General features: G+C 53.3%; 23 protein-coding genes. 7 read left to right on the top strand and 16 right to left on the bottom strand.

Annotated features, from left to right (window positions below; genetic code table 11):
• Window positions 1-8: 8 nt before the first annotated feature.
• Window positions 9-1,274, bottom strand: a complete 1,266-nt coding sequence (locus FF011L_RS15920; RefSeq protein WP_145352623.1) for an outer membrane protein assembly factor BamB family protein — start codon at window positions 1,272-1,274, stop codon at window positions 9-11.
• A gap of 1,477 nt (window positions 1,275-2,751) precedes the next feature.
• Between FF011L_RS15920 and FF011L_RS15910 the strand changes: the two genes are divergently transcribed.
• The 4 genes from FF011L_RS15910 to FF011L_RS15895 all read left to right on the top strand — a co-directional run bounded on the left by FF011L_RS15910 (window position 2,752) and on the right by FF011L_RS15895 (window position 6,297).
• Window positions 2,752-3,852 carry a slipin family protein gene (locus FF011L_RS15910; RefSeq protein WP_145352622.1) on the top strand — a complete coding sequence of 367 codons (1,101 nt, stop codon included), beginning with the start codon at window positions 2,752-2,754 and terminating at the stop codon, window positions 3,850-3,852.
• Between the two features lie 166 nt (window positions 3,853-4,018).
• Complete coding sequence (locus tag FF011L_RS15905; RefSeq protein ID WP_218932667.1) at window positions 4,019-4,363, top strand: ArsR/SmtB family transcription factor; 345 nt, start codon at window positions 4,019-4,021, stop codon at window positions 4,361-4,363.
• Between the two features lie 80 nt (window positions 4,364-4,443).
• On the top strand, window positions 4,444-5,511 hold the full coding sequence (arsB, locus tag FF011L_RS15900) for an ACR3 family arsenite efflux transporter (RefSeq protein ID WP_145352620.1): 1,068 nt from the start codon (window positions 4,444-4,446) through the stop codon (window positions 5,509-5,511).
• A 420-nt stretch (window positions 5,512-5,931) separates the two neighbouring features.
• Window positions 5,932-6,297 (top strand): VF530 family protein, encoded by a 366-nt coding sequence (locus tag FF011L_RS15895; protein ID WP_145352619.1) that lies wholly within the window; start codon window positions 5,932-5,934, stop codon window positions 6,295-6,297.
• 310 nt (window positions 6,298-6,607) lie between these two features.
• Here FF011L_RS15895 and FF011L_RS15890 read toward each other — a convergent pair whose 3' ends face one another.
• The 4 genes from FF011L_RS15890 to FF011L_RS26380 form a co-directional block, all read right to left on the bottom strand.
• Window positions 6,608-7,294 (bottom strand): aromatic aminobenezylarsenical efflux permease ArsG family transporter, encoded by a 687-nt coding sequence (locus tag FF011L_RS15890; protein WP_145352618.1) that lies wholly within the window; start codon window positions 7,292-7,294, stop codon window positions 6,608-6,610.
• Between the two features lie 282 nt (window positions 7,295-7,576).
• Entirely contained in the window at window positions 7,577-8,089 is a 513-nt protein-coding gene (locus FF011L_RS15885; RefSeq protein WP_145352617.1) for a nitrophenyl compound nitroreductase subunit ArsF family protein, read from the bottom strand.
• Window positions 8,089-8,346 carry a thioredoxin family protein gene (locus FF011L_RS15880; protein ID WP_145352616.1) on the bottom strand — a complete coding sequence of 86 codons (258 nt, stop codon included), beginning with the start codon at window positions 8,344-8,346 and terminating at the stop codon, window positions 8,089-8,091. The genes FF011L_RS15885 and FF011L_RS15880 overlap by 1 nt, the downstream gene beginning before the upstream one ends.
• 11 nt (window positions 8,347-8,357) lie before the next feature.
• Window positions 8,358-8,531, bottom strand: a complete 174-nt coding sequence (locus FF011L_RS26380) for a hypothetical protein (protein ID WP_218932666.1) — start codon at window positions 8,529-8,531, stop codon at window positions 8,358-8,360.
• Window positions 8,532-9,355: 824 nt separating this feature from the next.
• Here FF011L_RS26380 and FF011L_RS15875 point away from each other — a divergent pair.
• The 3 genes from FF011L_RS15875 (at window position 9,356) to FF011L_RS15865 (ending at window position 11,186) form a co-directional block, all read left to right on the top strand.
• The gene (locus FF011L_RS15875; protein WP_145352615.1) at window positions 9,356-9,679 is read left to right on the top strand and encodes a TraR/DksA family transcriptional regulator; all 324 of its coding nucleotides are present in this window, start codon (window positions 9,356-9,358) and stop codon (window positions 9,677-9,679) included.
• A gap of 281 nt (window positions 9,680-9,960) precedes the next feature.
• Window positions 9,961-10,446, top strand: a complete 486-nt coding sequence (locus FF011L_RS15870) for a universal stress protein (protein WP_145352614.1) — start codon at window positions 9,961-9,963, stop codon at window positions 10,444-10,446.
• Window positions 10,447-10,808: 362 nt separating this feature from the next.
• The gene (locus FF011L_RS15865; protein ID WP_145352613.1) at window positions 10,809-11,186 is read left to right on the top strand and encodes a hypothetical protein; all 378 of its coding nucleotides are present in this window, start codon (window positions 10,809-10,811) and stop codon (window positions 11,184-11,186) included.
• 36 nt (window positions 11,187-11,222) lie between these two features.
• Here the strand turns inward: FF011L_RS15865 and FF011L_RS15860 are convergent, their stop codons facing one another.
• The 11 genes from FF011L_RS15860 to FF011L_RS15805 all read right to left on the bottom strand — a co-directional run bounded on the left by FF011L_RS15860 (window position 11,223) and on the right by FF011L_RS15805 (window position 25,751).
• Complete coding sequence (locus tag FF011L_RS15860; RefSeq protein WP_246109442.1) at window positions 11,223-11,627, bottom strand: GNAT family N-acetyltransferase; 405 nt, start codon at window positions 11,625-11,627, stop codon at window positions 11,223-11,225.
• Between the two features lie 182 nt (window positions 11,628-11,809).
• Window positions 11,810-13,264 carry a DUF1501 domain-containing protein gene (locus tag FF011L_RS15855; protein ID WP_391560876.1) on the bottom strand — a complete coding sequence of 485 codons (1,455 nt, stop codon included), beginning with the start codon at window positions 13,262-13,264 and terminating at the stop codon, window positions 11,810-11,812.
• Window positions 13,264-16,335, bottom strand: a complete 3,072-nt coding sequence (locus FF011L_RS15850) for a PSD1 and planctomycete cytochrome C domain-containing protein (protein ID WP_218932664.1) — start codon at window positions 16,333-16,335, stop codon at window positions 13,264-13,266. The genes FF011L_RS15855 and FF011L_RS15850 overlap by 1 nt, the downstream gene beginning before the upstream one ends.
• A 168-nt stretch (window positions 16,336-16,503) precedes the next feature.
• Window positions 16,504-17,901, bottom strand: coding sequence for a SpoIIE family protein phosphatase (locus tag FF011L_RS15840; RefSeq protein WP_145352611.1), 1,398 nt, complete (start codon window positions 17,899-17,901; stop codon window positions 16,504-16,506).
• A gap of 24 nt (window positions 17,902-17,925) precedes the next feature.
• Window positions 17,926-19,008, bottom strand: a complete 1,083-nt coding sequence (locus FF011L_RS15835) for a protein-glutamate methylesterase/protein-glutamine glutaminase (protein ID WP_218932663.1) — start codon at window positions 19,006-19,008, stop codon at window positions 17,926-17,928.
• A gap of 10 nt (window positions 19,009-19,018) precedes the next feature.
• Window positions 19,019-19,399 (bottom strand): response regulator, encoded by a 381-nt coding sequence (locus tag FF011L_RS15830; protein WP_145352609.1) that lies wholly within the window; start codon window positions 19,397-19,399, stop codon window positions 19,019-19,021.
• 22 nt (window positions 19,400-19,421) lie between these two features.
• Window positions 19,422-19,907: a chemotaxis protein CheD gene (locus FF011L_RS15825; protein WP_218932662.1), complete on the bottom strand. Its 486-nt coding sequence runs from the start codon at window positions 19,905-19,907 to the stop codon at window positions 19,422-19,424.
• Between the two features lie 13 nt (window positions 19,908-19,920).
• On the bottom strand, window positions 19,921-20,571 hold the full coding sequence (locus FF011L_RS15820; protein ID WP_145352608.1) for a chemotaxis protein CheC: 651 nt from the start codon (window positions 20,569-20,571) through the stop codon (window positions 19,921-19,923).
• Entirely contained in the window at window positions 20,568-23,162 is a 2,595-nt protein-coding gene (locus FF011L_RS15815; RefSeq protein WP_145352607.1) for a chemotaxis protein CheA, read from the bottom strand. The genes FF011L_RS15820 and FF011L_RS15815 overlap by 4 nt, the downstream gene beginning before the upstream one ends.
• Complete coding sequence (locus FF011L_RS15810; protein WP_145352606.1) at window positions 23,159-24,136, bottom strand: CheR family methyltransferase; 978 nt, start codon at window positions 24,134-24,136, stop codon at window positions 23,159-23,161. Before FF011L_RS15810 ends, FF011L_RS15815 begins: the two co-directional genes overlap by 4 nt.
• On the bottom strand, window positions 24,126-25,751 hold the full coding sequence (locus FF011L_RS15805; RefSeq protein WP_145352605.1) for a methyl-accepting chemotaxis protein: 1,626 nt from the start codon (window positions 25,749-25,751) through the stop codon (window positions 24,126-24,128). The genes FF011L_RS15810 and FF011L_RS15805 overlap by 11 nt, the downstream gene beginning before the upstream one ends.
• Between the last annotated feature and the right edge of the window lie 24 nt (window positions 25,752-25,775).

Below are 25,775 nucleotides of genomic sequence, written 5' to 3'. Positions count from 1 at the left end.
GTTTGCGGTCATTTTGCCCCAATGCAATAGAGAGCTTGGTTGCTTCGTAAGTACAATTTTCCGTCGCTAACCGCGGGCGACGCGTTGAAGTCGCTTGCGTCGCTGGCAAACCTATTTTGCGATTTCGGCGTGAATGATTCACCGGGCGGAAACACAATCGTGCCGCTTCGACGGGTGACGATATAGATATGCTGTCCAATCAGAACCGGCGATGCGTAGACGGGCCGACCACTTTCGAGATTGCGGACTCGTTCGCGGTAAATCACCTTGCCGTCTTCCGCAGAGGTGCAGTAGGCAATCCCACGGTCGTCGATCCAGTACAAACGATTTTCGTGTAGCAACGGTGTCGCAACATAGGAGCTCGATTGATTGGTCCATAAAACGTCGCTGTTGGTCACGTCTTTCTGTTTGGCCGTTCCACCGCCCGCTTTGACCGCGATGCTGCCCGATGCTCTATAGCCGCCAAAACTGTAGATCGTGGTTCCATCCACAATCACCGACGGCGTGACGTTCCCTGTCATGGGAGTGCTGGCGAACCACTTCAATTTCCCATTATCAGGATTGAGTGACCAGATCTCTTCGGGCACGCTGATGACTAATTCCACGTTCGCATCATCGACGTGGACAATGCGTGGCGTTCCGTAGGTCAGTTCCAGCATGTCGGCATCGGTTCGCCACAGCTCCTTGCCGGAATGCTTGTCCAGACAGAAGATCGCCTTGGCTTCTTCCGCTGCGTTGACGAATAGTTTGTCTTCGTAAAGCACAGGGCTGGACGCTGATCCCCAATGCCGGTTGCTGCTCCCCTTGCCGACATCAACGCTCCATTTTTTGATGCCCTCCAGAGAGATGCAGTGAACGCCCCCTTTGCCGAGGAACACATACACGTTCTGGCCGTCGGTCACCGGCGTATTGCTGGCGTAGCCATGTTCGGTGATGTATCCCTGATAACCGTCTTCGCGATAGTCGATCGGAAAATCGACGGACCACTGTTGCTTGCCGGTGTTCTTGTCGAAGCTGACGACTTGGCGTTTAGCCGCGTCACCGGAAACATAACAAGTCACGATGACTTGATTGTCCACAATGATGGGGCTGGACGAACCCGTCCCAGGCAAATCGGCCTTCCACATAAGGTTTTCAGTTTCGCTCCAGGTCAATGGCACGACGTCCGCTGATTTTGCGGCACCACCCGCCCCAAGAAACTCAGGCCAATCCGCGGCGCCAAGTTCAGCCGTCCCAATGAGAAGACAAGTTGCAGCAATCAGATAGCGAAGCATTGGTTTCGGTCCCTTGTAGGATGAGCGGCAGGTCGGCATAGCATCGGTTTCGTTTAAGCATTCGAGATTGCGCAGCGGTGCATTACCCGTCGCTTTCGGTCTTCATCGCCGTCATTCCAACGACCGACGAAGCACCACGCCGCGTCGAGCGAATCCGCGCCCGCTGCCGATCGACTGCGAGTGAGTATCGAAGTTTATAGGGAATGGTTCACGGTTTGACTTAAATTTAGTAAAGCGAAACCTAGGAAAATCGAGCGTTAAGAGGCAAATCTGGACGCCGAAATTCGGCCGCTAAGGATTAGGTTGCGGAACCGGACCGAAACCGCCATAAAATTTTGACACAGAAGTTGGTATTGAGAGGGTCGCGATCGGGACGTGCGATTTGTAAGTTTCGATTTCCAAGCGGATTGCAGTGATGTGGCAAGAGACGAAAATTCCAACCCGCTGCGTAAGTTTTGAAATTGCGCTTTTGAGGTGATTGCTGGGAGCAATCGTCCTGATTTCCGTACTCTTGCGGATGCCTCAAATCATTCGGCTATTCCAGCATTTTTTAAGCTCCAAGTATCGAGAGTTCCGTTTCCGGGATTGGCCCGGACCGGGACAAGCCCGGCGGAAGCAAAGTAGCCAACTTCAAAAATCGCAACTTCAAAACTGGCGCGGCGAGGGACAGCGGCCTGCTCTTTCGGTCTCTCGCTGACGCGGCGGGTTGGGATCTCGGTTGCCTGCAACCTTACTTGGAACCTATTTATCGCACGTCTCCCGGAGACATTCGTCTTCGAGCGAAGACGCTCAAATCGGGTATCCGTCCATTTCGGCAGACTCGATTTCTTTATCAATGATCGTGAACCAGTGGCACTCAAGTGTGTCAGGTTGGATGCGATTGGTCGGTGTGAGTTCCGGCGGCGCGGTGGCCTTGCGAGTTTGCGATTGGTTTGCCGTGTTCCGTAAACGGGTTCTGCATGAACATCGGCCGAAGTAGCTCAGTGGGTAGAGCATCAGATTAACACTCTGACTGTCACGGGTTCGAATCCCGTCACGCACCAAAGTTGGCTTAAGGCTGACTCAACCGGGCGCGAAAGCGTTCACCATGAAGCTGGCGGGCATTCGGTTGCCTCGCCGAATCGGCTGGCAGCGACCAATGACCTCGGTCGGATGTTTCTGCCTAGCAACACGATCGTTTCGCCTTGCAAGTTCGCAGACGAATCATTCAGTAGCACCGGACGAACCTGAAGACGGTCTTTGAATATCGGAACGGTAAAGCTGGCTATTCGCCAACCTGAACCGTTCCATCATCAAAGCCCCAATTCAGCAGACGCCGGTCACGCTTAATGATTGGGAGCAAACTTCCGCGAACATTTTGTGTGATTCGGTGAACAATGGTTTGCCCAAAAGCCTCCTTCTCACAGCGAAATCAACAACAAAGCCGCTGGCAAGTCGGTATCGAACCTTGCCGAAATTACAGGAGGAAGACTTCACTATGTTCAAGAAAATCCATATTCGTAGTTATGAAGTCGGTTTGAAATTCCGCGAAAACGAATTCGTTGGGCTGATCGGTGCTGGAAAGCACTTTGTCTACATGGGATTTGGTAAGACTAAGGTTCGTGTGGTCAGCAAACGTGACCCATGGCTGGTCGATGATCAGCTTGACGTGATCGTCAAGTCTGGCGTTTTGGCCGACAAGGCCGAGGTCATTGATTTGAGCGATCACGAGCGAGCGTTGGTGTGGATCGACGGTCGATTCAGCTGCGTCCTTGGCCCTGGCCTGTACGCATACTGGACCGGCGTTCGTAATACTCGCGTCGAAACCGTTACCATCGAAAACGCACGTCTGGAGCACAAAGAGCTCTCGACGATCGTTCGGGGGGGCGACGCGGCCCGATTGCTGGACGTGTGCAAGGTCGATCGGGACCACGTCGGCGTCCTATTCCTGGATGGCCGCTTCGTTGAACTGCTTGACCCTGGTTTGTATGCATTCTGGAAGGATGCCGGTGACGCTCGTGTTGTCGCCGTCGACACGCGTGAATTGCAGGTCGACGTTTCCGGACAAGAAATGCTGACGGCCGACAAGGTAAGCCTGCGGATCAACGCGATGGCGACGTACGTCGTGAAGGATGCGCGCCGAGCGGTAAGTGTGTCGGACGATTTGCGACAATCGTTCTACCGAGAAGTGCAGTTTGCGCTGCGAGCTTCCGTCGGCGCTCGTGAACTGGACGTGTTTCTGGGAGGCAAAGACGATCTGATCGAAGAACTTGAGCAGAGCGTCCGTGACCGAGCCAGAGTACTCGGTTTGGAAGTCGTTTCGGTCGGAATCCGTGATGTGATCCTGCCAGGCGACATGAAGGACTTGATGAACAAGGTGATCGAAGCCAGGAAGGCGGCCGAAGCAAACTTGATCCGCGCCCGCGAAGAAACGGCGGCCATGCGAAGCCAAGCCAACACGGCAAAGCTGCTGGCCGACAATCCAACGCTGATGCGACTTCGAGAGCTGGAAATACTCGAAAAGATTGCCTCGGCCGGCAATATGAGCATCGTGCTTGGCGAGAAAGGACTCGCCGACCGTGTTGTGAACTTGTTGTAAACCAGAACGCCCGCGATAGAGAAATCTGTCGCGGGCGTTTTTCGTCTGGAGCGTTTTCTCGCCGAGATCCTCTGCGGCTGCAACTCGTTTTCCGTCTCTTGACGCATTCTGCGTAACGTTGTACGTTTGCATGCTGACGCAAACATGCATGCACGGAGATTCGGACATGAAGCCACAAGAGGCCTCACAGTGTTGTGGCCCCATCGACGACTTGCTTGATGCTGAACTGTTTAAGGCATTGGGCGAACCGACGCGATTAAAGCTGCTTTCCTGCTTGGCGAAGTGCGGTCGGGCTTGTTCGGTTACCGAACTAACGGAATGCTGCAAGGTCGATTTCTCTGTGGTGTCGCGTCACCTGAGCGTGTTGGAGAAAGCGGGAGTCCTCACCGCCACGAAAGAAGGCCGCACGGTCATGTATGCAGTGCGGTATAAGCATCTCTCTGAAGCTTTTCGTGGATTGGCGGTCGCGTTTGAAGGTTGTCGTCCCAAGCGTCGATCGGCCAAAACATAGATTTTCCGTGTGCCCACAGATTTCGATTAACGAACGCAGACTGAAACGTTTGCCAGTAAAGAACTAGAAAGACATTAGAGATGGACAAAGAACCGCAGGCATCCATTGGCTTCTTCGAAAAGAATCTGACGTACTGGGTTGTGCTTTGCATGGTGATTGGGGTGTTGATTGGGAAGTTTGTTCCCGCAATCCCTGCACTCCTTGTCAAATTTGAGTACGCCAATGTTTCGATACCGATCGCGATACTGATCTGGTTGATGATCTACCCGATGATGATGAAGGTAGATTTCGCCAGTATTAAGGATGTCGGAAAAACTCCGAAGGGGTTGTTTGTAACCTGGATTGTGAACTGGCTGATCAAGCCTTTTACAATGTTTGGTATCGCCGCGTTCTTTTTTTATGTGGTGTTTGAGCCCTGGATTTCACCGGAATTGGCCAAGGATTATTTGGCAGGTGCTGTTTTGTTGGGGGCTGCACCCTGCACTGCGATGGTTTTTGTTTGGAGTCACTTGACGCGTGGCAATGCGGCTTACACCGTGGTGCAGGTGGCGACGAATGACTTGATCATTTTGGTCGCCTTCACCCCGATCGTTGCGCTCTTGCTAGGTATCGGAGGGATTACGATCCCCTGGATGACGCTGATCGTTTCGGTGGTTCTGTTCGTTGTCGTGCCGTTGGCCGGTGGAGTACTCACCCGGCATCTGGTCGTCCGCTCCAAAGGCGAAGAGTATTTCGAGAACAAGTTTATTCCTAAGTTCAATAACTTCACGATCGCCGGTTTGCTGCTGACATTGATTTTGATCTTTTCATTCCAAGGGGAAGTGATTCTCAACAATCCGTTTCATATCGTGTTGATTGCGATCCCGCTGATTATCCAAACGGTTTTGATTTTCTTTTTGGCTTATGGTGTCTGCTATAAACTTCACTGTCGTCACGAGATCGCTGCACCGGCCGGGATGATCGGTGCATCGAATTTCTTCGAGCTTTCAGTTGCCGTGGCAATTACTCTTTTCGGAGCGTCATCGCCGGTCGTTTTGGCCACGATCGTGGGCGTCCTTGTGGAGGTGCCGGTGATGCTGGCCCTTGTTGCCTACGCCAATCGAACCACCGGATCGTTCGCGAAGTTCGAGTCGACCGATGAGAGCTAATTCATAGAATCGCTTGAAGCGGTCAGCGATAGGGCCATTGAAGACGAGCGCGTGGCGGGATTCAGATTTCGGCAACAGGATTCAAATTTCGGCAGTAGGTGCCCGGCCCATTGCCCTGCTTTCCCCCCTCCTTTGGCTTGCGGCAGGCAGCTTCGCCCGAATCGCTTTAGTGTGCGGGCAGTGTCGCTTGCCACTCGGTTCCGGTTTCTCGCGTTATGCAGGTCAACGGATTGCGCGTTGTTGCGAATCGGCAAAATTCTTAGCGAGAACGCGTAAAGGAAGGAATAGAATGCTTGGGGAGGCAGCCGGGCTGGTCAATCGACGGTATCGGATTGTCGCCCGTTTGACCATAATCGGGGAATTCACATCCGCCGGCGGCCGGTTTTCGGTCAACGTATAGGAATCCTTCTACAAAAGCTTATGAACCAGTCACAGCCCAACAATCCGCTGCACGGCATCACGCTGAAATCGATCCTAGAGTACTTGGTCGCTGAGTATGGTTGGGAGCGATTGGGTGACCGCATCCACATCCAGTGTTTCATCAGCAACCCGAGCATCAACAGCAGCTTGAAATTTCTTCGGAAAACGGAATGGGCGCGGAAAAAGGTCGAACGGCTCTATTTGTACTCGGTCAGTTACGACGACCGGCATGGGAAGAACAGCCCAGATCTCGACGAGATTGAAGTGGAGTCTGAAACGGGCTCTGAAATGGAGTCTGACATAGGCGCTGAAATGGATTCTGAAATTCAGCCGGGCAGTCCTTGGGACCGAGCACGGCAGAAGTAGAGCGGATCCAGCTGCCGAGCCAATTTCCGCCCAATGCCAGCTCCTTTGGCATCTGCGGGCGGTATTTCTAGCGGATCGGCGCAAGCCGATGGGCAAATTCTTTGTGTTTTCAATCTGAATGCCGGACGGCTCGCGCCGTTCCGCTAAGAAAGTAGATGGGATTGAGCTTCCGCTGGCCATCTAAATAGGATCCGCGTGCGTGTTCATGGCTGATAGGGCCTGGCCCTATCGTTTGCCCAAGCAGACATTCGCGCTGCAGAGTCTATTGGCACCCAGGGGCTATCATCGCTGGTCCACCAAAACAATTGCTTCAGCTCAAATAGATTTGTTGAACGGTGATGTAGATGCCAACGGCCAAAATACTGCCTCCGGTAAGGCGGCGCAGCCAAGTTTCAGCACTGGTTACTTTTTGGAAAAAGCTAGAAAACGACTGTTTGCCGAAGACCAACAGAAGGGCAAACAGAAGCACGGGAACGCCTGTTCCGACTCCGTAGAGAGCAGGTAGGAACACGCTTGAATCGTTTTTCACTGCCAGAGGAATTAGGCTGCCGAAGAACAGAGCGGCTGATACTGGGCAAAAGCTGAGGGCGAACAAGATTCCCAGCAAGGCCGAACCGATGAATCCAAGGTTTTCAAATTTCTCACGCAGCCTTTGGATCCCCTGCCCTGAAGTCATTGGCAATTCGATTAATCCCAGCAGAATCATCCCGACAATGACCAGCAATGGGCCCAGGAATAGGTTCAGATACTTCTGGAGTCCGACGGCTAGACCCGGAGCTGAAAGCAGACTTGCGACAACCAACGCTCCGAGAACGCTGTATGCCAGTACCCGCCCCAGTGTGTAAAGCAAGCTGGAGGCAACCGTCTTCCAGGACTGTCCCAAACTACGGCTGACATACGATATCGCAGCGATGTTCGTGGCGAGTGGGCATGGACTGATCGATGTCAGAATTCCTAGCCATAATGCTGAACCTGCTACTAGCCAATAACTATTCATGATTTCGCGTACTACCTTGTTACGTGAACTTTAGGTTTCGGATTGCCTGCCTGTCGTGACGGTTCGTTTGGGGGATAAAGCGAAATCATTCGACGCCGTCATTTTTGGCGCGTCGGTTCTCTCTTCTGTTGGATCGGAATCCATAGGTGACACATGTTCGTATCGCTCGCGAATTGACTGACGGACTGCGATGTAGGACTGTCTGCACTTCGCGTCCGAAGCGATGCACGGAGTTCAAATCCTTCCCGCACTTCGCTTCTTTCAACGAAAGCGACGCATCTTTCACGACTGTTCTTTCGTGCTTGCGTTCGCAAATGAATTCCAGGATTCGTTGATGAAGTTCGTGAATTCATCTTGATCGCCGGTATGATTCCAGACCTCTTCTAGATTCTTCCAGCGGACAATTTTTCCGTCTTCCACGTTTACTAACACGACGGTCGATGTGTAGACGTCGAACTGCTTGACCAGCGACGCGTTTTCATCGGATGTGTAGTCCGCTATTTGCCAGGAAATCTTGCCCGCTTCGATCTCCGGGTTGAGTGCCTCGTGAGTAAAGCTTTCGATGGTTCGACAGGTCGGACAGCGATGGGGCGCGTGGAAATAGACCGCGCTGAAGGGGGACTCCGCAAGACTCGACTGGAGACCGACCGGCGTTGTCGCCGAAGTCATCGTGGCGGCTGCGGCGGTATCGGATGAATCCGGTTTGGCTGGCGGTCCGATTTTTCGAACTGCCATAACGATGCTGATGCCTACAAACATCAATAGCAATAGGCTGAAAATAGATTTGGTTTTCATTACAGACCTTCCCCTTCGTTTGATTGATCAATGAGTTGTTTGATTTCTTCCGAGCTAGGAAGTGTTCCGTTGCTGACGACTTTGCCATTGATGACTAAGGCGGGGAGCGCTGACGGATTGAACTCAAGCACTTTCACGATGTCGTCGACCTTCTCGACCAAATCGCCCGCCTGTCGCTCTGCAACAGCGACTTCCGCGTTTTTCATGAGGTAGCCACATTTAATGCAGCCGGTACCGAGAACTTGAACTTTCGCCATGATTTTGCCTCTTACAGGTTTGATGGTTTTTGAATCAAAGTGTGGGGCTCATCCGTGTCCGTGGGGGGCGGAACCATCGCCCCTTCGGTCCGTTTTGAAGTTGCGGTCATTTGTAATTCAGCCAATTTGATACGTTGCAATCCTTTGTTGGCGAATACGTGCAGGCCTTCGACATCTTTCTGCATGAAAAGGGTTTTCTTTTGACATGCTTAAATGTTGAAAAACCGCCAGTTGTACTAGCGTTATTTCTTTGATCATTTGGCTATCCTTTGGATGCAGCCCCGTTAACCATGACGCACGTGTTCGGCACGGGGCGGAGTCAAAGTCGGTCGGGGCGAGCTCTCAAGGTTGGTGACAATTAGCAACGCCGGACACTTGCTGCCCAACCAATATTCGTCGGACGTCTTTCGTCATGATTTTGGTTCGCGACAAACTAAATCTAGATGTCTGCAATCGCTTATCGTCGATATACGATAGGCGTCTTGATGGTTTTTGTCAATATCAGTCCCCGTGATGTGAGGAGAGGGAAGGCAACGGATCGGTCTCTTTGGCTTTTTTAGTGGAGTCGAAGAAGAGAGAGCCGGCGCGAATTGCGTCGATCCGTCGTAGTCATTATGTCATCTGGCCCAGGCACCCCGATGCGATGTGTTGGTCGTAACGTATCGGAAGAATGCGATGTTGATTGCAAGGTAGGCTTGTTCTTAATCAGAGTAAGCCGCTTCGGAGGCTCTTCCGCAAGACCATGGCAACCGGCGCTTTCTTTGATCTGGCAAACATTCGCAATGGGCATCTTGTTTGCACATCGCACACGTGCGAATACGCACTGTGCATTCTGAAGCGCGCTGTATGGGACGCGTTGGCAAGCTAATTTTGGAAAGGGGGCGATCGGCACGCGACTTGCGTAACACTTGCCAACACGGGGAGTTCTTCTCCGCGACTCTAAGCAGCTTTCAAACGAGCCTTCGCTTCGAGTTTGCCGTTTCCACAGCTCAGCAACCGATCAATCAACATGACAAGTAAACCAGATTACTCCAAGCTTCGCGCGTCGCTTGAAAAAGAGCTCGCCGATTTGGTCGCCCGAGCGGTGGAAATCGACGATGACTTGAGCGATCCAGCCAACGAGGATTGGGAAGATCGAGCCGCGGAGACCGAAGGGGACGAGGTCGCGGAATCGATCGGGAATCTCGCGTTGAAAGAAATTGATCAGATCAAACATGCGTTGCACCAAATCGATATGGGTACTTATGGGAAATGCACACGCTGTGGGAAAACGATTCCTAAGGCGCGGCTGGAAGCCATCCCGTACGCAACGACCTGTACGAGCTGTGCTTAGCATCAGAAGATCGTCGGGGTATCGGTCCGTTTAGTAGCGTTGCAGGTTTGGAACGTGGAACACGATACGTGTTGATTGAATCTTTGGAAGTGAATGTTGTATTCATTCCGTTCTCCCTGTTGGGGCATGAATTCAATCGACACTGCTTCTGGCTTTCCGCTGGTCAAGCGGACGGACGGAGTAAAGATTCTCGTGATTCTCTCGCGAGAAGATTCGATAATGTATGTTCGGTAGGCAGTCGGCATGGATACATTCCCCAAAGATCTCGGACGGAACAAGAAATGGCTGAAACAAACTATTTTGCCAAAACAAAGATCGTCGTCCCTTTTGATTTTTCAGACTTCTCTGCTGGGGCCGTTGAGACCGCTTGCAAGATCGCAAGTAGAAATGAGCAAGTGACGGTACTGCATGTCATCGACCCTGCTCAGCTTCACGGGTTTGACGATAACGGTGGTTATGAACTCGCCGGGGAACTGGGGAATTCTTTGGCAAACATAGAGGGCGCCAATGAGATCGACGAAGCGAATCGGAAGAAGGCACTTCAAGCGATGCAGGATCTGTTTGAGAAATCCGATTGTGTGGGCGTTCATTTTGCGGCCGTCGTCGACGCGCCGACGATCGGGATCGTTGAATTTGCATCGCAAAACGGTGTCGAGTTGATCGTTATGCCGTCACACGGTCGAACCGGCATCAAACGCTTGCTGATCGGTTCCGTCGCCGAACACGTCGTACGCTCCGCCCACTGCCCTGTTCTCGTTCTGCGCTAACGTAATGCAGGCTGGCAGCCTGCAGTTCACTCTTCAGGCCGGCAGCCTGAGCTACAGCTACTGCCGCCGGTTTAGTCCTGTGACGCTTGATTTTACGAAAAGCGTTGCTTTAGCGTGAACCAATCTCTGCTTTTGGCCTTCTTTCTTCACAATCCACTTGATGGATCCGCTGACGAATTGGCGTGTGGCTTTCTGTTATTAGGCCTCCTGATTACTGCGCTTCGTTAGTTGTTTTATCTTCGTCGAGAGAGAATCGAATTCTGTGTGTTCGGATTTGCGCTGATGCCTGGTCATGAGTCACCGGATCGCCGCTGATCCTTGAACGCACCGAACCAAATTATTCCTGCACCGATCGCGGAATCATGAAGACCAAAATCAAAACCAAAACCAGTTCCGTAAAGAGTTCGAAAATTGGGCTGACCGTTGCCATGCGAGTCGCGGGCGAAGACATTGCTAGAGGTGATTACGTCACGATCCTTAGCGAGATCATCGAAATCCCGTCGTTTCTTTGGAGCTGCTCAAGCGTTTCGCTGTCGGTGGACGAGCCGGTCCGGTCGCGGTACTTGCCTCGTGAAAAGGGGGAGCCGCACCGTGTCGTTGCCGTCTGCTTGCCATTCGTCTACGCAAAACGTCCTAAAGGAAGCTTGATCGCTTTCGACACAAGGCAGCAACAACTGGCGAGGCTCGATAAAACAATTGGTCAGCAGCTTTGGAAGCAAATGAAAAAGCGGAAAAAGTAGGACCGATTCCTACCGGCAAAAGCACCGTCAGATTTATTAGAGACCTTGCGGTGGAATCATCCAGCACGATTCATGCTTTTCCATGCCAATATGCGGGTAATAGCTTTGGGCAGCCGGAGCCGCTAGCAGAATCAACCTCGTATTCAGGCCTGCCTTTTGATGAATCAATTGGATCAGTTGGCGGCCGATTCCCAATCCTTGCGAAGCGACATCAACCGCCAAGTCCGATAGATAGGTGCAGTAAGCAAAATCGGTGATCGCGCGGGCCAGACCGACAAGTTTCCCGTTTTCATCGCGCGCCGTGGCGATTAGGTCCGCTCCTGAAAGCATCTGCGCAAGGTGATCTGCATCGTCCATCGGTCGCCTTTCGGCCAGCGTCGATCGGCGAAGAATATCAATGAACTCTGCTGTCTGAAGATCAGGTTCGATGGCATAGTTCACGCTTGGAATTCCTGCGTTTCAAATGCGGAACCTGAAAATAACAAATGGCATTCCAACAAGCTGAAATCGCAATGCCGTGGGATCAGCGTATTTAGAAGGCACGTGGCAGGTCGGAGGCCGACAAAACGCGACCGCTATCCCTCACGTTCCTTGCGAAAGGTGACACAAATCAATAGGGGATGTTACGTCAAAATGTTGTGGACCACGTTTCCGTGGACATCCGTTAGACGGTAATCACGCCCTTGGAAACGGTAGGTGAGTTTTTCGTGGTCGATTCCTAGGCAGTGCAGTAACGTGGCGTGGAAGTCGTGAACATGGACAGGGTTTTCTGTGATGTTGTAGCAGTAGTCGTCTGTCTGGCCGTACCGGATGCCCGGCTTGATGCCTCCGCCTGCCATCCAAATGGAGAAACAGCGAGGATGGTGATCGCGACCAAAGGTGTCAGGATTGCCTTGCGAGTAAACCGTGCGGCCGAATTCACCCGCCCAGATAACAAGCGTTTCATCTAGCATCCCACGTTGTTTCAGATCTTGAATCAACGCGGCGGAGCCCTGGTCGGTTTCTTTTGCGAGAGTCGGTAGGTATTTCTGGACGTTGCTGTGATGGTCCCAGCCGCGATGAAAGACCTGAATGAAACGGACGCCCCGTTCGGCAAGCCGACGGGCAAGCAGGCAATTCGAAGCATGCGAGCCGGGTTGCTTGGCATCTTCACCGTATAGGTCAAACGTGCTGGCGGGTTCGTCAGATGTGTCGGCCAAATCGGGGACCGATGTCTGCATCCGATAAGCCATTTCGTATTGAGCGATACGAGAAGAAATTTCTGGATCGCCGATGGCCGCTTCGTGCATTCGGTTTAAATTTTCCAGTCGGTCAAGCATCATGCGGCGGTCAGCGCTCGACCGCCCGGTGGGGTCGTTCAGGTACAAAACCGGATCACCCTGGCTGCGAAATTTCACGCCTTGATATTTCGATGGCAGAAAGCCGCTGCCCCAAAGCCGATCGTAAAGCGGCTGAGCTTGATGGAAGGTGTTCTTGCTTAGCAGGACCACAAACGAAGGCAGATCTTGCGTTTCACTGCCCAAACCATAGCTGAGCCACGCACCGATACTCGGCCTGCCCGGTTGCTGGTTACCCGACTGGAAGAAGGTGATCGCTGGATCGTGATTGATCGCCTCGGTATGCATCGATCGGATGATGCAGATGTCGTCAACAACGTTGGACATGTGCGGAAGCAGCTCACTTAACCATGCACCCGATTGTCCATGCTGCTGGAATTTCCAAGGAGATTTGACGACCGTGAAGTTCTTTTGGCCAGCGGTCATCCCCGTCAGTCGCTGTCCTTGGCGAACGCTATCGGGTAGTTCCGTTCGATCCAGTTTGTTCAGCGAAGGCTTATAATCGAACAGATCGACCTGCGAAGGAGCTCCCGATTGCAGCAGGTAAATGACCCGCTTTGCCTTGGGAGCAATCTGCGACAGCTGGCTGAGTGCGTCCGGTCCCGGTCCCCCGTGGGCGGAGCCGGTGTTCATCAATGAGGCTAACGCCGCAACGCCGATACCGGTGCTGGTACGTCCGAAGAAGTGTCGTCGGGTTTGCAGGAGTTGGGATTCCTGGATTGGATGACTCATCATGTGCATTAACCTTTTGTAATGGCTTCATCCAGGTTCAGATACAGGCTTGCAATACTTGCGAAGGCGGCCAACTGCGATGTGTCGAGTGTGGAATCGAACGGAGATTCGCCCACTTGCAGAATTTTTAGAGCCAAATCAGGGGACGCAACCAGTTTCTGATGTTCCAAATGAAAGGCTTCGACGATGGCCGTCAATTCGGGTTCGGTTGGCTCGCGAGCGGTAACAAGTCGAAACCCAAAGGTCAGTTTGTCTTCAAGACGTTGGGCGTCGTGTTTCATCATTCTCTCGCCTAGATGCCTGGCTGCTTCAACGAACTGAGGGCTGTTCAGTAGCACAAGGGCTTGGGACGGCGTGTTCGTTCGCGACCGGCGAATGGTACAGAGCTCACGTTCTGGAGCATCCAAAATCTTCAGCATCGGCGACGGTACGGTTCGTTTCCAAAAAGTATAGATGCTGCGGCGGTAGAGATCGTCGCCACTGCCTTGCGGGTATTCTTTGGAATAACCCGGCCGATTGTTCAGTTCCATCCACAGCCCGGCAGGCTGGTAAGGGTAGACGCTTTTTCCGCCCACCTGATTCACCAGCAGACCGCTGGCAAGCAGTGCTGCGTCGCGAAGTTCCTCGCCATCAAGCCGCATGCGTGGGCCTCGGGCGAGCCATCGGTTTTCGGGATCGGCTTGATAAGCGGCAGCGCCGACGTGGGATGTTTGCCGATAGGTTGCTGACGTGATCATCAGACGCTGGATCTGTTTAACATTCCAGCCGCTGCGAACGAATTCGGTCGCCAACCAGTCCAGTAATTCCGGGTGACTGGGGAGCGAGCCTTGGACTCCGAAGTCTTCCGACGTTTTCACCAACCCCATTCCGAAGAGCCGTTGCCAATAACGATTAACCGCAACGCGGGCGGTCAGAGGATGCGAAGGATCGACCAGCCACTCGGCAAAACCCAGGCGGTTCGCGGCGGAATTTTGGGGCATCGATGGAAAGATGGCAGGAACATTTGCCGTGACTTCGTCGGTAGGGGCATCGTATTGGCCACGGTTCAGTAGATGGGTCTTACGCGGTTTCGGCATGTCCTGCATGACCATCGTCGCCGGAAACGCGGTCGCCTGTTGCTGTTGGATGGCAGCGATACGTTGTTTCAGATCTTCTTGAGGATCGTGGTGGGCAGCGACGTAATCTTTTAGCTTGGCGGTATCTTCAGCCGATCGAGCGGCTTGCTTGGTAGCAGCGATCCGCCGAATGTCCGCAGGGATTCCCTGAAAGGTCAGGTCCGATTGCGGATCGGTTGATACGGAGAGCCGCGTCCGGCCGATACCGTGTGTAGCGAAACCGGCTTCATGACGAAGGCGAAATCGCAGTTCCGTACCACCTGGGAACCCGAACGGCTTTTCAGCGACAAAGATCGCGGTCGCCGGTTCTTTTCGAGACGGTCCGTCCACGGCCCAGCCATCATTGTTGGCGACCGTCCCGTTGATCGCTTTGGCAACTTCGTAATTCGTTTGCTGGTAATCCGTGATCGCGCGTACGAATTTCACTGCCTTCGTTTTCGATGGATCCTCGGTCGATACCGCGGTCAGTTCAAATTCGCTGAGGACAAAATTTGAATTGCTATGGCGTCCGGGGCCGCCGCCGGGAAGGGAGTCATCCGTTAACGCTTCCAGTCGCACCGCCGTGATGCCGACGACTTCGGTCTGCGACCCGATGTCATAAATGTCCTGACGTGGGTTCGCACCGCCCGCAAGAATCGAATGGTCGGCCAGTGGCGTTAGCGTTGATCCGGCAGAGGACTTTAGGATTTTTGGCGTCAGGACGTTCCAGCCGCTGCCGGGGGAATTAGCAAGCTGTCCTGCCCATTGTTCCAAGTGAGAATCCCAATCGATGGGCTTAGCCAGTTCCGCCTGCAATCTGCGAAGCTTCGCTTCCAATTGTTGTTGGCGATTCCCTGCAAGGGGCGACGGTATTTTTTCGGTGGGAGCGAATCCTTTCATCCCGCGTTCGGGCACTTGATTGAAGAATGAATAGAGCTGATAGAATTCACGCTGAGAGATCGGGTCGTATTTGTGGTCATGGCAACGGGCACACCCGACGGTTAATCCCAACCAGACGGCGCCGGTGGTTGTGACTCGATCCATCACGTATTCGGTTCGATATTCTTCATCGATGATACCTCCTTCGATCGTGATGCCATGATTCCGGTTGAACCCTGTCGCAAGCCTCTGTTGGGCGGTGGCATTTGGTAGCAGGTCGCCGGCGATCTGCTCCGTCGTGAATTGATCAAACGGCATGTTGCGGTTGTAGGCGTCGATCACCCAGTCGCGCCAGACCCATTGCTCGCGTTCGGTATCGTATTGGTAGCCGTTTGTGTCCGCGTACCTAGCCAAGTCCAACCAATGGCGAGCCATGTGCTCGCCGTACGCGGGCGACTGGAGGTATCGGTCAACCATGTTTTCATAGGCTTGATCCGATCGGTCGGTCAGGAATTTTTCGATTTCCTCAACCGTCGGCGGTAACCCGGTTAGGTCAAATGCGACTCGGCGAATGAGTGTTTCAGGAGAGGCTTGGTCGGCCGGTTTCAAGCTGTTTTCGCGTAACCGCGCGAGGACGAAGTGATCGATGTCGTTCCGCGGCCAGGGGCTGTCCCCGATGTTCGGTACGGCGGGTTCCACGACGGGGCCAAACGCCCAGTGAGACTGATATGCGGCGCCACCGTCAATCCACTTTGTTAACGTGGCGATCTGTTTTGCATCGAGCGGCTTTGGACCATCGACCGGTGGCATTCGTACATCGGGATCGGTCGAGGTAATGCGCCGGATCAATTCGCTGGCGTCCGTGTCACCCGGTACGATCGCTCGTTCCCCAGAATCACTGGTTGCCGTCGCCGCGTCCCGCTGATCGAGCCGCAGTCCACCTTCACGAGTCGCCGCATCCGGTCCGTGACAGGTGAAACAGTGATTGGAAAGGATGGGCCGTACGTCCCGATTGAATTGCTGTTCGTCAGCGAACGCAACAGCCGACACCAAGACGAGAAACAGCGTAGCTGGATAGACCATTCCGGATAGCATTAGGAGTGTCACCGAACAAATCGGAAATAGAGAGTGGACGTGTTTCAGCATAACACGTAGGGGGGGCCTTTGCCTTGTTTTGTGCGATTCGTGGGAGTTGGGAGTTGGGAGTTGGGAGTTGGGAGTTGGGAGTTGGGAGTTGGGAGTTGGGAGTTGGGAGTTGGGAGTTGGGAGTTTTTTTTAGGAATCCGATGCGATTTCTAGTCCCAGGATTGAAACATCGTCTTTGGGGCCGTTTTTTGCACACCAGCGTTGTACCGATTTCTCAAGCAATGACACACTTTGTTCCAAAGACTGCGACTGACCAAGTTCAATCATCTCCATCATTTGTTGCATCGAGAATTGATTCAGCCCTTCATCCATCGCTTCGGGAACGCCATCGGAGTAGGCATAAAGCCGGTCGCCGGGAGCGAGCGTCACGGCTTCTTGGTCGTATTCCATATCTTCGACCCATCCGATAGCCATGTTGGTCCCTTCCAACATCTTGGGCAGTTCGCCTTTGCGGACATGAACGATTGGGTCATGGCCTGCCGAAACGTATTGAAGTTCCAACGTGCTCAATTTCAGCACGCCATATAACATTGTAAAGAACAGTTCGTTCTGCTCTTCCATTGGAAAGCGTCGATTTAGTTCGAACGCGACCTCTCGAGGCGGGACAATCCGGGTTTGGCCATTGCCGTCTGACTGGACCAGCAGCGACGAGGAAGAGACCAGCGGGGTCATCAACCGACCGATGGTAACCGACAACAATGAAGACGCGACTCCATGGCCGCTGACGTCGACCACGTAGATCGCAATATGGTCTTCATCCAACGCGAAATAGTTTAGGAAATCGCCGGCCAGTTCATCACAGGGGATGAACTTCCAAGAGAAATTGACGAGAGACGTTTTGGGGTTGGACGATGGCAACAGCGATCGTTGAACTTTCGCCGCGGCGTCCAAGTCGCGGGTCATGCGTTGGTTGGAAGAATCTAATTGATTGTTCAACGATTCCAGTTGATCGTTCCAACGCGTGAGTTGTTCTTTGGCGACCGTCAGTTCTTCGTTGGTCCGGACAAGTTCCTGGTTTTTCTCGACCGCGTTCTCAAAGGTAGAGACCAGCAGGTTCAGGACCTGTTGTCGTCCAGCCTTCACCGTGTACTGGGTGCCGCCGAGGGTTACATCCAGCTGCTGTTCTTCTTCGTCTTCGGCAAGCGGCGTTTCCAGCAGCGATGCGACTCGCGAGATCAGGAACTTGGGATCGTACGGTTTGGTGACATAGTTGTCCGCGCCGCAGTGCAGCCCCTTGATGATGTCTTGGGCATCGGCCAACGTCGATAACAAGATGAACGGAATTCGTCGCAGGTCGGGATCGTTCTTAACCGCGTGACACAACTGGTAGCCGTTCATCACGGGCATTTCGATGTCCGAGATCACCAGCGTTGGTGGTTGCTCACGAATCATTTCCAAACCGATCTGGCCGTTTTCTGCGGTGCGAACCTGGTACCCCGCCTCCAGCAGTTTGTCCGACAAGATTTTTGCTTGGATGCGGCTGTCTTCGACGATCAGTAAAGAAGCACGTGGTGAGGAATCGTTCATGATGACTAAACCTAAGGACCTGTTTTAAGCTCGGCGGCTGCGTTTGATGTGCCGGACGATTGCGGGTGCCAACTTGGCAAGCGGCAAGGTTCGGTCGGCAAGGTTTTGTTCGATCACGGCTTTGGGCATTCCAAAGACGACACAATCAGACTGATTTTGCGCGAAGACGTACCCGCCAGCTTGCTTCAACCCGCGACAGCCTTCCAGCCCGTCACGGCCCATGCCGGTCATGATCACAGCAAGTGCATTTCCGCCCGTGGCTTCGACTGTCGATCGAAGCGTGTAATCAACCGATGGCCGCACGCTGTTTTCAGGGGGGGCGTCGGTTACTTGAACCAGTAAACGGCCGGCGCGTGAGATCAGTTTCATTTGCTGGCCGCCAGCGGCAAGGATCACCCGACCGGCGATGGCCTCCATGTTGTTGGTCGCTTCGACGACCTCCAATTCACAGATCGAATTCAGACGTACCGCTAACGACTGCGTATAGGTTGGCGGCATATGCTGAACGACCAGGAGGGGGATTGGCAACTCCGCGGGCAATTTCGGCAGGAGGGCCTTCAACGCGACGGGGCCACCGGTCGACGTGCCCAAGACCACTACTCGGCACGGGGATTTGGGTGCCGGTACTTTTTCGGCCAACCCATTGTCGCCCACGGGTTGCCGGGTGACGCGTTTCGAAGTCCTAACGGTGTCAGATGATTCGCGAAAAGCGGAGATCTTTTCCTGTAGTTCGTCTTGAAGCTGTTGGCGGTTTGCGCCGGAATCGCTACCGGATGGTTTGAGAATAAAATCGAATGCTCCCTCCATTAACGCATCCGTGGTCACTTGAGTTCCTGCAGCGGTAAAACTGCTGACCATGATTGCTTTGGGGCGAAGTTTTCGGCGTTTGATCTCACGCAGTAATTCAATGCCATTCATGTCGGGCATTTGAACGTCAAGGGTCAATAGATCCGGATCCAATCGTTCGATTTTTTCCAAAGCGTCGACGCCATTCTTGGCACTGCCGACCGTTTGTGCGCCTTCGTATTCGCGCAATACATTCTGGATCGACTGGCGATATAACGCCGAGTCGTCTACCACCAGAATTTTCGTCGGTCGGGATTTCACAATACGCTTCCTACGATTGGTTATCGGCAGCAAGGGATTTTTCAAAGAACGCGAGCAGCCCTGCTTTGTCAAACGGTTTGACGATGAAGTCGATCGCACCGGCCGCGATGCATTCTGCCAGCTTTGGTTTTTGATTCACGGCGCTGACCATAACGACGCGTGCCTGCGGATCAAACTGCATTAATTGTTTCAGCGTCGACACACCGTCCAGTTTTGGCATCACGATGTCCAAGGTGACGAGGTCCGGTTTTGTCTGTTCATAGATTGCCAAGGCCTGTTCGCCGTCTTCGGCTTCACCGGCGATTTCCCAACCGGCGGTTTCCGCGATCTCGCGAATGCGTTTGCGCATGAAGAGGGCGTCGTCGACGACCAACAAGCGTTTCGTTCCCATCTGATTGTCTCTCGCCAAAGGTTCATCCCAATTCGAGCGGATCTTGTCCAACGATCTCGATCACCACATTGCCGTTTGTGATATCAACGGACATCCGTCTCCCTTTTTCACCGCCGCAGTGACTGGCCAGGACCGGAATGCGGAAATCGGAGAGCAATTGCTGACATGCGTCAAAATTCTGTTGGCCGATGTTTCCGGCGGTGCTCGTCGAAAACATGCTGGCGCCGCCGGCGATCTTAGCTGTCAGCTTTAATTTCTCGGCGGCAAACCTTTCCATCTGCGCGATCAGTCCAGGAATCGCAGTGTCGACATACTTGCCGGGACGTTCGATTTTACCGCGTGATTCGGGCAGCACGATGTGGGCTAAACCCCCAATTTTCTTGCGTCGATCATACAGCATCAGACCGATGCACGAACCTAGCAGCGTGCGGAGAATATCCCCTTCTCCACCAACATGCATTTCACCCATGCGAACGGACCGACCGGCTGCCTGTCTTAGTGGGTCCATGTTGGCAAACTCCTCATCGCTCGGACTCGCCGCTAAGAAGCAGTTCTGGCAGACGCGACATCGATTCGGCGTCCGGCACAAACAGCAAGGTCCAATTTACGGCCAGCCGATCAATTTCGAATCGCGTTCTTGCCAGGATCGCTTGGTCAAAGGCAATTGCCTGTCCCATCAGGACAAACTCCATCAGACTTTCAGCGAATTCACGGCTGAATCTGGGAGGGGTTGGAACGACTTCCTGCGATTCGCTGCCGACGGAGAGGCTCTGCTGTAATGCGTTAAGGTAGGCACAGCAAAGGATGTTGGTCGTTTCCAGGGCGGCCGATGTCGTCAATTCAGTCCACTCGGTCGTTGTGCCTTGAGGATTGTCCAGCAGAATATCGGCCAACGCCCATCCGCTGGCGTCGTCGAACGCCAGGATCATCTCACCGGTGATGATCCCTTGGATCTGCATTGAACAGGAACAGATTGGCGCGTCGTCCCCGCGAGTGAGCAGTTCCGTCGCTTCCTCCATTGGCAACTGTTCCAATGAATCGAAATCAACGACGGATGGTTTGCCAATCCACTTGGCGAGCGCCTCGGATGCACTAGCCGACCCGCGACGAAATGTCGATTCGAGAGTAGCCAATTGGGTTGCACTGAGAAGATTCTCTCCTTGGTCGGTCAACTTGAAAGTTCCTCGGTAGCCGTTCGTGTGGATGGTTGAGTCGCCATTTGATATGCCGTGCCAATATCAAGCATCAGGCCGACGTTACCGTCACCTAGGATACTCGCCCCTGACAACCCGCGGATCTCAATGAAGTTATCCGAAAGCGACTTGATCACCATGTCATGACTGCCGATAAGTTCGTCCACGTGCAGGCCCATGGTTTTTCCAGCGGTTTGTACAATGACAACCTGGGATGCATTCGCGTCGACATTCGAATCACCGCGAACCGGTTCGTCGTCCTTTTGGCCCCAATTATTCCAGTGGAAAACTTCGTCGATTCGAACCAAGGGAATAAATTCGTCCCGGACATCGATCGTTCGTTTTCCCTGAACGGTGACAATTTCCTCCTCTTTGACCGAAACGATTTCGCGAACTTCATCAATCGGCATCGAAAACACGACCCCGCGGATTTTGACCAATAGGCAATTGATAATTGCCAATGTTAGGGGCAACCGAATGGTGAAATGGGTTCCTTGTTTCGGAATCGATTCGACTTCGATCGTTCCGTTTAATTTCCTGATCCGGTTTTGCACGACGTCCATCCCGACGCCCCGCCCCGAAACGTCGGTAACTTCCTGAGCGGTGCTGAATCCAGGGTGCCAGATGTAATCCAAGGCCTGTGCGTCGCTTAGTTCACTCGTCGCTGCCTTCGAAAGAACTTGATTGTTGATCAGTTTGGTTTTGATCTTGTCGACATCGATCCCGCCGCCGTCATCTCGTACGTGGATATAAATGTTGTTGCCACTGTGAGTCGCCTCCAGGGAGATCGTTCCGATTTCTGGTTTGTGACTGTCAAGGCGAACCTGCGTCGGTTCTAAACCGTGGTCGATGGAGTTTCGTACTAGGTGCATCAAGGGATCGCCCAGAGCGTCGATCATCCGTTTGTCCAGCTCTGTTTTCTCGCCACGGATCAGCAGGTTGACCCGCTTGTCACGTTCTTTGGATAGATCGCGGACCACGCGTTTAAACCGATTGAATAGCGGACCGACCGGGACCATTCGAGTGTCTAAGACTCCTTTCTGCAGATTTTTGGAAACTCGCGAAAGTTGGTCGATTGCCTCGCCAAATTTGTCCAGGTGGCCACGGTCATGTTCCCAGATCTCCGAGTGTTCATCCATTAATTCCAAACCGCATCGCAACTGCGTCACCAAAGCGCCGCGGTCGCTCGGTTCAGCGGTTTCATTTTCCAAGCCTTCGATCGTGTCACGCAAACTGTCACAGAATTCGCGGATTCGATTCAACGCACTTGCTTTTCGATGCGACGGATTGATCTGACTGGAAATCTGGACAAAGCGGGCTCGGTTGACGACCAATTCGCCCGCCAAATTCATCAGACTGTCCAATCGATCGATTTCGACACGCATCGTTTCGGCAACCTTGCCAGCCGCTTTGTCGGACGTGGGGACATCGCTAACGGTTGGGGCGTCGGCAGCGTTCACGGTTTCGACAGGCTGCGGTGATTGAGCGGACTCAGCCGGTTCTGGAACGTCCATCGGTTGAGGATCGATATCGATTTTGTTCGCGGCGACCGTGTCGGCGGATTCCGTTGGTTCGGCGTCAATAGTCGGTTCGGCTGATTCCGTCGGTTCGGCTGACTGAATTGGTTCGATCACCGTTATCGAATTTTGTTTGGTGCCGAATTCTGGAGCGTCTGAATCAGTGGATTCCGCGGGTAAGTTAACGTCGGGATATTCAACCGACGCTCTCCGTTCTGCCGTTTTGCTGGACTTGTCCACGTCCTCTGGGAAGTCGATTGAATCCACACCGTCGACCTGTGCGGCACTGCGCAAGTTGTCCAGATCCCGATCGGTTTCGATCTGTAATTCAAATTCCTCCAACGGCTCGTCTTCCGACAAGCTCTCCAGCGTCGGTCGAGTTGATTTGATGGTTCCCAATCCTGCTAATCGGTTCACGATCAACTGGGCTTTCAAGTCCACCAATTGCAACCGTGGCCGGAATCGGATGACCATGCGGATTGGCGAATCGTGCAGCTCGGGCGAGGCGGGGGGTATTTCCGTCGGATGCTCAGCTTTCGGCGGCGTGTCTTCCGGTGTCGGTTCCAAAGTCGCTTCGGTAATCGCTTCTTCTGCAGTTGACTCTGACGCTGTTTCTTTGGACGTGTTTTTTTGCAGCGCAGCCTGATCTTCTAATCGCTTCAACTCACTAAGCAACTCGGTAGGGCTGCCCAGGGCGTTGCCGTCTCGCAGCCGATCGTTGCTTTGGCGAAGGAAATCGACGCACCGCAGGACGACGTTCATCGTCGGCTCATCGAGCTGTTCGGTGCCGGATCGAAAACGCTCAAAGCGATTTTCAAGATGATGGGTAAGGACCGTAATCTGTTCCAGTCCCATCATTCCGGCGGATCCTTTGATGGAATGGATCAGTCGAAAGGACTCGTTCAAATCTTCGGAGTTCGTCGAATCGCGCTCGAGCGACAGCATGGTTTCGACCAAGTCATCAAGTTGCTCCTCGGTCTCATCCAGAAACGTCTGCAAGTATTCCGACATGTCGTCATTGGGACCGGACGAATTCTGTGTGTTGTCGCTCATGAGTTCCGACCTCGTGTCTCGGTCGTAGGACGGGTGCGTGACGTTGCTGTCACCTTCTTGTAAATCAGGGGCGAAACTCTTTCCAAACCGCCCAGCATTTCGTAGATGCCTTCGGAAGGACCGACGACTAGGTATCCCCCGAACGCTAACGCATTGAGCAGATTGTCGACCACTTTCTGTTTTGATTCGCGGTCAAAGTAGATCAGCACGTTCCGGATAAAGATGCAATCAAAACTCGACTCGGCCAACGGTACCATCAGATTATGTTGCTGAAACTTCACCAGTTTCTTGATCGAATCTCGAACTTGGCGTTGATTGTTTTCGGTTGGGGGGTGGAAGTACCGCCGCTGCTGTTGTTCTGGAACTTCCTCGATCGCACGCGCGTTGAAACTTCCTTTGCGTGCCATGTTCAACATTTCGGCACTGATGTCGGTTCCGACGACCTCCAATGACCAGTCACGAAGTCGAAACAGATTCTCCGCTAGGCAGATTGCGATCGAGTAGGGTTCGGAGCCATTCGAACAACCTGCCGACCAAATTCGCAGCTGACGCTTCCGTTCGCCGGCGCGGTGTCTAGCGATTTGCTCGGACAGCCAATCACTGGCAAGCCAATCGAATTGCTTTTGGGTGCGAAAGAAGTAGGTTTCGTTTGTCGTGATCGCATCCAGGAAACCCGCAAGTTCATCGGCTCCGGCAGTCGACGTGAGAACTCGGTAGTAGTCATCAAAATCATCATATCCGCCTGCGTTTACTCGGCGGCGGATACGATTGCTAAGCAAGGTGATCTTGTTCTTGTCGATATGGATCCCACTTTTCTTGTAAATGAAATCATGGAACCGATCGAATTGTTGCGAATTAAGACGCGGGAGTCCCACGGTTGATTGACCCTTTGTTTGTTTCCACGGCGGCGTGGGGTGGTTGGCAACATTGCGATCGATACCGTGCCCCGGGATCCCTGCGACGTTACGATTCAAACTTACTCACCAAGTCTTGCAGTGTGTGCGACTGTGCGCCAAGTTGTTCGGCGCTGGCGGCAAGTTCTTCCGCGCTGGCTGCATTCGATTCCGTCGTCTCGGAAACCGATCGAATTGCAATTTGTACCTGATCGGCGCTTGCAGATTGCGATTCGGTCTGCTCTGCGATTTGGACGATCCCGGCAGCCGTGATGTCGACCGCTTCAACGATCGAAGCTAGCGAATTACCGACATCTTCGGATAACTCCGCTCCTTCGGCAACGCGACGCGACGATTCTTTGATCAGCTGAGTAATTTCTTTGGCGGCTTCACTGGACCGTTCGGCAAGTTTCCGTACCTCATCGGCCACCACGGCAAAACCCAAACCGTGTTCGCCCGCGCGGGCTGCCTCGATCGCTGCGTTCAACGCCAACAAGTTGGTTTGACTGGCGATGTCGCTGATGACTTGGATAATATCCGTAATTTGCTCGCTCGATTTTTCGATCAAACGCATGGCGACGACGGCTTCTGTCCGTGTCTTGCTTGCCTCGCCTGCCAGGCATGCGGTTTTGCTTGCCTGATCGTTCACGGATGCGGCGCTGGTTGCAATGACCTGGATGGCGTTCGTCATTTCGGCGACCGATGCGGTCATCTCTTCCACGCTCGCCGCTTGGTTTTGAGCGCCATCGCTCAAGTTCGCACTACTTTCGGCAATGACCCTTGCCCCTTCGGCAAATTGGTGAGCGCTTTCGATCACTTCATCAATCAGGTTTTTGGTCTTTTCACGCTGCTGCTTGGCGGATCGTTCCAACTGAACGCGTTGCGTTACATCGTCGGCGTACTTGACGACTTTGCAGGGGCGTCCGTTCAGACCGAGAATGGGATTATAAGAACCTTGGATCCATACTTCGCGGCCCCCTTTCCCAATTCGCCGGTATTCCGAGTGGGCGTATTCACCGCGGTTCAATTTCTCCCAAAACTCCGCATACCCTGGCTTGATTCGCTCGTCAGGGTCGACAAAAATTCGGTGATGCTTGCCACGGATTTCATCCAAGGTGTAACCCATTGCCTCTAAGAAGAGGCTGTTCGCGGTGACGATCGTTCCGTCCATCTCGAATTCGATGACCGCTTGTGACTTTTGAATGGCCTCGATCTGCCCCTCGAAGTCAGCGTTGCGCAGCGTCTGTTCGGTGATGTCCGTGGCATATTCGATCACTTTGAGCGGTTTCCCGTCGGCGTCGAAAATTGGGCTGTACGAACCTTGGATCCAGATCTCCTTGCCTGATTTACTGATCCGTTTGTATTGACCATTTTCGTGTTCTCCTTTATTCAGCCGGTTCCACAGGTCTCGATATTCGGGGCTCGCTAGGTGTTCGGGATCGATAAAGATACTGTCGTTTCGTCCTTGGATTTCGGCCAGCGTGTAACCCATCAACGTCAAGAAGTTCTCATTGGCGCTGACAATTGTGCCGTCCATTTCGAACTCGATTACGGACTGCGAATGGTTGATCGCAGCCAGCTGTCCTGCCACGTTCTGCTCAAGACGTGAATTCTCCAGCTTGAGAATTTCTATTTCCCGTCGCAACTCTTTTTTGGTTTCGGCGGTCGACGTTTCAGGGCGGGCTGTCTTTGACATGGAGCAGTTCTCAAGTGGTAGTCG

The sequence above is a fragment of the Roseimaritima multifibrata genome, assembly GCF_007741495.1.
GTDB lineage: Bacteria > Planctomycetota > Planctomycetia > Pirellulales > Pirellulaceae > Roseimaritima > Roseimaritima multifibrata.
Note: the sequence above shows the minus strand (reverse complement) of the source record. Positions and strands in the feature narration are given on the sequence as shown.

Excerpts from the sequence above, each read along its gene's own strand:
- FF011L_RS15865 (WP_145352613.1), top strand. The coding sequence starts at position 10,809 with ATGAAGACCAAAATCAAAACCAAAACCAGTTCCGTAAAGAGTTCGAAA.
- FF011L_RS15805 (WP_145352605.1), bottom strand. The coding sequence starts at position 25,751 with ATGTCAAAGACAGCCCGCCCTGAAACGTCGACCGCCGAAACCAAAAAA.
- FF011L_RS15830 (WP_145352609.1), bottom strand. The coding sequence starts at position 19,399 with ATGGGAACGAAACGCTTGTTGGTCGTCGACGACGCCCTCTTCATGCGC.
- FF011L_RS15905 (WP_218932667.1), top strand. The coding sequence starts at position 4,019 with ATGAAGCCACAAGAGGCCTCACAGTGTTGTGGCCCCATCGACGACTTG.
- FF011L_RS15870 (WP_145352614.1), top strand. The coding sequence starts at position 9,961 with ATGGCTGAAACAAACTATTTTGCCAAAACAAAGATCGTCGTCCCTTTT.
- FF011L_RS15910 (WP_145352622.1), top strand. The coding sequence starts at position 2,752 with ATGTTCAAGAAAATCCATATTCGTAGTTATGAAGTCGGTTTGAAATTC.
- FF011L_RS15880 (WP_145352616.1), bottom strand. The coding sequence starts at position 8,346 with ATGGCGAAAGTTCAAGTTCTCGGTACCGGCTGCATTAAATGTGGCTAC.
- FF011L_RS15875 (WP_145352615.1), top strand. The coding sequence starts at position 9,356 with ATGACAAGTAAACCAGATTACTCCAAGCTTCGCGCGTCGCTTGAAAAA.
- FF011L_RS15885 (WP_145352617.1), bottom strand. The coding sequence starts at position 8,089 with ATGAAAACCAAATCTATTTTCAGCCTATTGCTATTGATGTTTGTAGGC.
- FF011L_RS15840 (WP_145352611.1), bottom strand. The coding sequence starts at position 17,901 with ATGAACGATTCCTCACCACGTGCTTCTTTACTGATCGTCGAAGACAGC.
- FF011L_RS26380 (WP_218932666.1), bottom strand. The coding sequence starts at position 8,531 with ATGCAGAAAGATGTCGAAGGCCTGCACGTATTCGCCAACAAAGGATTG.
- FF011L_RS15895 (WP_145352619.1), top strand. The coding sequence starts at position 5,932 with ATGAACCAGTCACAGCCCAACAATCCGCTGCACGGCATCACGCTGAAA.
- FF011L_RS15825 (WP_218932662.1), bottom strand. The coding sequence starts at position 19,907 with ATGGACCCACTAAGACAGGCAGCCGGTCGGTCCGTTCGCATGGGTGAA.
- FF011L_RS15855 (WP_391560876.1), bottom strand. The coding sequence starts at position 13,264 with ATGCACATGATGAGTCATCCAATCCAGGAATCCCAACTCCTGCAAACC.
- FF011L_RS15890 (WP_145352618.1), bottom strand. The coding sequence starts at position 7,294 with ATGAATAGTTATTGGCTAGTAGCAGGTTCAGCATTATGGCTAGGAATT.
- FF011L_RS15815 (WP_145352607.1), bottom strand. The coding sequence starts at position 23,162 with ATGAGCGACAACACACAGAATTCGTCCGGTCCCAATGACGACATGTCG.
- FF011L_RS15920 (WP_145352623.1), bottom strand. The coding sequence starts at position 1,274 with ATGCTTCGCTATCTGATTGCTGCAACTTGTCTTCTCATTGGGACGGCT.
- arsB (WP_145352620.1), top strand. The coding sequence starts at position 4,444 with ATGGACAAAGAACCGCAGGCATCCATTGGCTTCTTCGAAAAGAATCTG.